Raw genomic sequence first — 5,905 nt, forward strand, 5'->3', positions numbered from 1 at the left:
ACTGTTCGGGTTGCTTCTTCTCAAAGCGGCGACCGTCCTCCTCCTCGTGGTCCTCTCGGGATGGACCCAGCGGTCGCGTCGGACGTTTCGACTCGGAAGCATCGTCTATCTCGTCGTCGGACTGCTCGTCGTCGTCTCGAACGTCGTGGCCATCGCCACGGTCGGGTGACTTCCGGGCCAAAGTCGAAGCCCGACGCCATTCCGAACCCGAAAGGCCCTTAAGTCAGAGTGGAGTAGAAGGAAGTGGACTAGGTTGGGCAGTTAGGCCCTGCTCCCCGCCCGCGCTATGGTCTTGAGCGGGAACCAAACTCCGGGTACGTCCGGTCAGACCGGGCCGGGCCCCGAAAGCCAACGCAGAAGCCTCGTCCGACGGGGCCAGCGGTCCGTGGCGAACACTCGCAGGGGTGTCCCGTCGCGGTTAGTCGGTGGCAATCCGTCAGGCACGGAAGTGAGCAGCGGACCGCCGAACAGCTGTCGCTCGTCGGATCGCGGGGTGGAGGAGGCAACCGGGATTCCCCGGTCCGGAACGCCGGGCAACCCCGGCCGTCCACATTCATATCGCATTCTTACCGCCGAGTCGAAACGCCGTCTCGAATAGAGATGTCGCCCCGAATCCAAACGCCGTCCCGAATACAGATGTCGTCTCGGTTCGACCGAACCCTATCCGTTCAGTCGTGACGACCGAATCCCCCACGAATCGAGCATGCTATCGACGAATGCCCGCGTCCAGCGAGCGCACTTTTCGGGTTTCACGTCGTCCTGAGTGACCTCGAAGAGACACGACGGCACGTCGCGGTCCGCCCGCACCTTGTTGACGAGCATCGGCGTTGTGTCGTAGTTTCGTCTCGCTCACGGGCGTGTGAACGAAGTCGTAAACCGGTTTGTAGCCGGTGACGTACTCGTCGTTCAACCGTTCGACCGCCGCATCGACGCTCGTGACGATTTCGTCGTGTTTCGAGCGGAACACGTTCTGTCCGACGCCCTCGTCGCCCTCGCGTCGCAAGATTCCCTTGGAGCTGTGAAGGTCGATGAACAGGTCCGGGTCGTACTCCTCGATGGCGCTCCAAACCGCCTTCGCGAGCGCGTTCGTCGGCGGTTCCCCGATGGGGAACTTTCTGTTCAAGTCCATTCCCGGCGGCCACTCCCGACGTTCGTGGCGCACGCCGCGAACGTTCGCTTTCGGGAGGACGACGAGCGTTCCGGGTCGATGTCCCACTTCCTGATGGCGTCCGCGGCCCAGTACCCGCTCTCTTCGTTGCCGTGTATTCCCCCTTCGACGAACGCGGTCGGGCCGGGGGACTCCGAGCGAATCTCGTAAATAGTCGTCTCCTGTTCCGTCCCGTCGCGTATCGTCGCCGTCGAGACCGTTTGTATTTCCGTCGAGGTCGTCTCCGTCGTCGCCGTCGAGTCCGCCGACTCCGCCCCGGACGATACGTCTGTCGTCCGGCCGTTCGCGTTCCCGCCCGAGTCGCTCCCAGCACACCCCGCGAGGAGGACCGTGCCACCGACCGAAACGGAACCGACGGTAGAGAGGAAGGTTCTTCGACTGCCGTTCATACCGAAAAATAACGCCCGGTCTACTTCAACGCTGTTCCACGACCGCCGGGACGACGGGCGACGATGGCCGCCTCAGTCTCCCGACAGCACCGCCAACTCGGACGGGTTCGAAATCTCGATTCCCCCCGCGAGGTTGCGGTAGGGGTACGGGATGTCGATACCCTCCTCGTCGAAGCGCTGTTTGACCGCGGTGACGTACTCGCCGCGCGTCTTCACGAAGTCACTGCGCTTCGGGTCCGAAATCCAGAAGCGGGATTTGAGCCCCACGGAGGAGTCGCCGAGTTCGGTGAGCCGAACCGACGGTTCGGGGGTATCGAGGATGTCCGAGTGTTTCTCGGCCTCCTCGATGATGATCTCGGTCGCCCTGTGGATGTCGTCGTCGTAGCCGACGCCGAAGAGGAACTGGATGCGGAGTTTGTCCTTGGCGACGGGGTTCTTGATAACGCCGTCGGTCAGCACCGAGTTCGGCACCGTCAGAAGTTCGTTGTCGAACGTTCGAACGCGGGTTACGCGGAGGTCGATGTCCTCCACGATACCGGAGTAGCTGCCGTCGTCCCACTCTATCCAGTCGCCGATTTTGAACGGTTTGTCGGTGAAGATGAACACCCGGCGACGAAGTTGGCGATGAGGTCCTGTAACGCGAAGCCGACGGCCAACGTCGCGGCGGCACCGATGGTGGCGAACGCGGTGAGGAAGTTCCCAAGCTCGGCAAACCCGAACGCGAGTGCGACTGCCACGAACAGGACGACCAACTGCGTTATCTTTGTAAGTGGTTTCTTGACGCTATCGTCGTATCCACGCCTGTCGAGTAGGCGTTTTACCATCGGTATGACGACGATTCTACCGAGCAGATAGAGGGCGACAAACGAGACGACGAAGTAAATTGCTTGTGTCACGACCCCCGCGTTATCGCCGAAGATACCACTGAGTCCGGGTAGCGGTTCCATCAGTGGTACACCGCCGTGTTCCCACGCGTTTCGACGAGTTCGGCGTTCACCTCGTCAGCCAGTTCGTCCGCGAGTTCGTCGGTCGAGGTACCGCCGCGGGCCGCTCGGAGGAACTTCACCTTCACGAGCTTCTCGTTTTGCAGTTGGTTCTTCAGTTCCTCGGTGACGGCACCGACGCCGCTCTTGCCGACCCACACCGTCACGTCGAGGTCGTGTGCCTCTTTGCGCAGTTCGTGATTACTCATAAGTAGCGGATAGTTTGGCGCGACCACCTTTAATGCTTGTAACCAACACGTCCGGTCAGATTTAGGGAGAGTGTGAATATCACGCACCCGCTTGCGGGTTTCAACACCTTTGTATCGTATGAATCCCGATGTTCGGATATGACTTCGAAGGTCGTCGTGCTCGGTGCTGGCTACGCTGGTGCTGGCGCGATACAGCAACTCGAAGAAGAACTCGATGACGCTGACATTACGTGGGTGTCGGACAAGGACTACCACCTTGTACTGCACGAATCCCACCGTGTTATCCGTGACCCGCGAGCGAAGGACAAGATTACGCTCCCGATTCACGAGATCAAGTCCCCGAGCACGCGCTTCGTGCAGGACACCGTTGTGGACATCGACACGGACGACCGAACGGTCGAACTGGAAGACGGTGACGACCTCGAATACGATTATCTCGTCGCCGCGCTCGGCAGCAAGACGGCCTACTACGGCATCCCGGGCATGGCGGAGAACGCTCTCACGCTGAAGAGTCTGGACGACGCGCTCGAAATCCACGACCAAGTGAAGGAGGCTGCCAAGACCGCCTCCCGCAACGACCCGGCGAAGATCGTCATCGGCGGGGCCGGACTGTCCGGCATCCAGAGCGCCGGTGAAATCGCGGAGTACCGCGACAAGCACCGCGCACCAATCGACATCTACCTCGTCGAGGCGCTCGACGAAATCATGCCCGGACAGGACCCCGAACTGCAGGGGACGGTGAAGAAGTACGTCCTCGAAAAGGACATCAACATCCTGACCGGCGACCCGATTACCGAAGCCACCGAGGACGAGATTCAGTTCGACGAGGGCGACGCCCTCGACTACGACGTGTTCGTCTGGACCGGCGGCGTGACGGGCCGCGACGCCATGGACGACTGCGGACTCGACAACGAACACAACCGCGTCACCACCGAATCCAACTTCCAGACCAGCGACGACCGCGTGTTCGCCATCGGCGACTGTGCCATCATCGACCAGGGCGAGAACCCGGCACCGCCGACCGCCCAGGCCGCGTGGCAGGCTGCCGAAGTCGTCGGCGAGAACGTCGCCCGCGCCATCTACGGCCAGCCGCTCACAACGTGGACGTACAACAACAAGGGGACCGTCATCTCCATCGGTGACGAGGCCGTCGCTCACGACGTCAAAGTCGCCGGGATGGACTTCCCCATCAGCACCTTCAACTCCACGCCCGCGGAGGTCCTGAAGAAGGCCATCGCGGCGCGCTGGATCGCCGACATCTCGTCGTACAACCGCGCCATCAAGGCGTGGAGCGTGCTGTAATCGCGGGTTCGCCGCCTCGAAAAAATCAGTTTTCCCGATTGCTACGGAATTCGAACGTCGTGTTCGAGCGTTCCGATTCCCTCTATCTCGACTTCGACGGTATCGCCGTCTTCGAGCGGCGCGACCCCCGACGGCGTGCCGGTGATGATGACGTCGCCCGGTTCCAGCGTGAGATAGGTCGTTATTTCGGCGATGAGTTCCGGGACGGAGAAGATGAACTGGTCGCGCGAGGACTCCTGTCGCACCTCGCCGTTGACGCGGAGTTGCACGCGGGCGTCCTCCGGAACGTCCTCGGGCGACGCCACGACCGGCCCGAGTGGGCAGGAGTTGTCGAACGCCTTGCCGCGGACCCAGTTCTGCTCCAAATCCTGGTCGTCGCGGTTCGAGATGTCGTTCACGCACGTGAAGCCGTCAACGACGTCCATCGCGTCCTCCTCGGCGACGTTCCGACACTGGTCGCCGATGACGACGCCGAGTTCCGCCTCGTGGTCGATGCGCTCCTTTCCGGCCGGGAGCGTGATGGTGTCGCCGTGGGACGCGACGGTGTTCGGCGGCTTGAGGAACAGTAGCGGACGCGTGGGAACGTCCTTGTTTCGTTCGGCCGCGTGGTCGGCGTAGTTCAGACCCACACAGACGACCTTCGTCGGTTCCGTCGGTGCGAGGAGTTCGACCTCCTCGGGCGCGTAGCTGTCGCCCCCGAATCGGAGTTCACCGTCGCGCCATTCGCCGGTTCTAACCGACCCTGCCGGGTCGCGGAATCGGACTCGATGCATACGCTGGGTGTCGTATTCAGGGGGCAAAACGGTTCGGACTCCGGTAACACCCCACCCGCCGCCAACATCTTTTAAGACGGTTTAGGCAGTATCCCAACGTACACCATGGAGCTTACTTGGTACGGACACTCGACATGGCACGTCACCGTCGGCGACACGGAACTCCTCATCGACCCGTTCTTCGACAATCCGAAGACGGACACGGACCCAGAGGAGTTGGACCCGGACTACGTGCTCCTCACGCACGGGCACGCGGACCACATCGCGGACTCCGACCGGTTCCGCGACGCGCACTTCGTCGCCACGCCGGAGGTTATCGGTTACGTGACCGACGAGTACGGCATCGAGGACGGTACCGGGATGAACATGGGCGGCACCTTCGAAGCCGATGACGCCTACGTCACGATGGTTCGCGCCGACCACACCAACGGCCTCGACACGGGCTACGGTTCCTCCGGCGGGATGCCCGCAGGCTACGTCATCAGCGACACCAAGCCGACCCAAGTCTCCGACGAGGAGAGCGAGACGTTCTACCACGCGGGCGACACCTCCCTGATGACCGAGATGCGCGACGTCATCGGCCCGTTCCTCGAACCCGACGCCGTCGCGGTTCCCATCGGCGACCACTTCACGATGGGACCGTGGCAGGCCGCCGTCGCGGTGGACTGGGTGGACGCCGACTACGCGTTCCCGATGCACTACGACACGTTCCCGCCCATCGAGCAGGACCCCGAGGACTTCGTGCGCGAGGTGGAGGCCACCGGCAACGACGCCGAAGTTCACGTCTTGGAGGGCGACGAGACGTTCGACCTCTCCGAAGAACTCTGGTGACGAAGAAGGGACGGACTCGCGGGATGTGACGTCGGGCTTTCTGTTTTTCAGGTGTTCGAGTACGTGGAGGGGTAGGAGCAACCGCGAAGAAGGGCCAGAACGCCCATACCCGTTTGCTAGACAGCAAATTGTGAGTGAGATTGCAGCGACTACACGGGTGGGTCAACGAGATTGCAGCGACTACGCAGAGGTCCAGAAAGTCCCCGCCCGCTCGCTACGAAGTGACTTTGGTTGTTTTGCGATTGCAGTT

6 protein-coding genes, 1 other RNA gene and 1 pseudogene are annotated in these 5,905 nt (G+C 62.0%); 3 read left to right on the forward strand and 5 right to left on the reverse strand.

From position 1 onward, the window contains the following. Window positions 1-241: 241 nt before the first annotated feature. Window positions 242-553, forward strand: an RNA gene (gene ffs, locus BG842_RS09395) — signal recognition particle sRNA. A 153-nt stretch (window positions 554-706) separates the two neighbouring features. Here the strand turns inward: ffs and BG842_RS31350 are convergent. The 4 genes and pseudogenes from BG842_RS31350 to BG842_RS09410 all read right to left on the reverse strand — a co-directional run bounded on the left by BG842_RS31350 (window position 707) and on the right by BG842_RS09410 (window position 2,749). After that, window positions 707-1,216, reverse strand: a complete 510-nt coding sequence (locus BG842_RS31350) for a hypothetical protein (RefSeq protein WP_254663018.1) — start codon at window positions 1,214-1,216, stop codon at window positions 707-709. After that, window positions 1,120-1,557 (reverse strand): hypothetical protein, encoded by a 438-nt coding sequence (locus tag BG842_RS31355; RefSeq protein WP_254663019.1) that lies wholly within the window; start codon window positions 1,555-1,557, stop codon window positions 1,120-1,122. Before BG842_RS31355 ends, BG842_RS31350 begins: the two co-directional genes overlap by 97 nt. Window positions 1,558-1,629: 72 nt before the next feature. Next, window positions 1,630-2,504 (reverse strand): annotated as a pseudogene (locus tag BG842_RS09405) (mechanosensitive ion channel family protein). Beyond that, window positions 2,504-2,749 carry a YhbY family RNA-binding protein gene (locus BG842_RS09410; RefSeq protein ID WP_069450557.1) on the reverse strand — a complete coding sequence of 82 codons (246 nt, stop codon included), beginning with the start codon at window positions 2,747-2,749 and terminating at the stop codon, window positions 2,504-2,506. The pseudogene BG842_RS09405 and the gene BG842_RS09410 overlap by 1 nt, the downstream one beginning before the upstream one ends. A 138-nt stretch (window positions 2,750-2,887) precedes the next feature. Here BG842_RS09410 and BG842_RS09415 point away from each other — a divergent pair, with 138 nt between their 5' ends. Further along, window positions 2,888-4,051, forward strand: a complete 1,164-nt coding sequence (locus BG842_RS09415; protein WP_069450558.1) for an NAD(P)/FAD-dependent oxidoreductase — start codon at window positions 2,888-2,890, stop codon at window positions 4,049-4,051. 41 nt (window positions 4,052-4,092) lie between these two features. Here the strand turns inward: BG842_RS09415 and BG842_RS09420 are convergent, their stop codons facing one another. Next, the gene (locus tag BG842_RS09420) at window positions 4,093-4,824 is read right to left on the reverse strand and encodes a fumarylacetoacetate hydrolase family protein (RefSeq protein WP_069450559.1); all 732 of its coding nucleotides are present in this window, start codon (window positions 4,822-4,824) and stop codon (window positions 4,093-4,095) included. A gap of 105 nt (window positions 4,825-4,929) precedes the next feature. On the opposite strand from BG842_RS09420, the gene BG842_RS09425 reads away from it, so the two are divergent. Then, a complete protein-coding gene (locus BG842_RS09425; RefSeq protein ID WP_069450560.1) occupies window positions 4,930-5,655 on the forward strand; it encodes a metal-dependent hydrolase in 726 nt (241 codons plus the stop codon). Window positions 5,656-5,905: the final 250 nt, after the last annotated feature.

It is taken from the genome of Haladaptatus sp. W1 (assembly GCF_001723155.1).
Lineage (GTDB): Archaea > Halobacteriota > Halobacteria > Halobacteriales > Haladaptataceae > Haladaptatus > Haladaptatus paucihalophilus.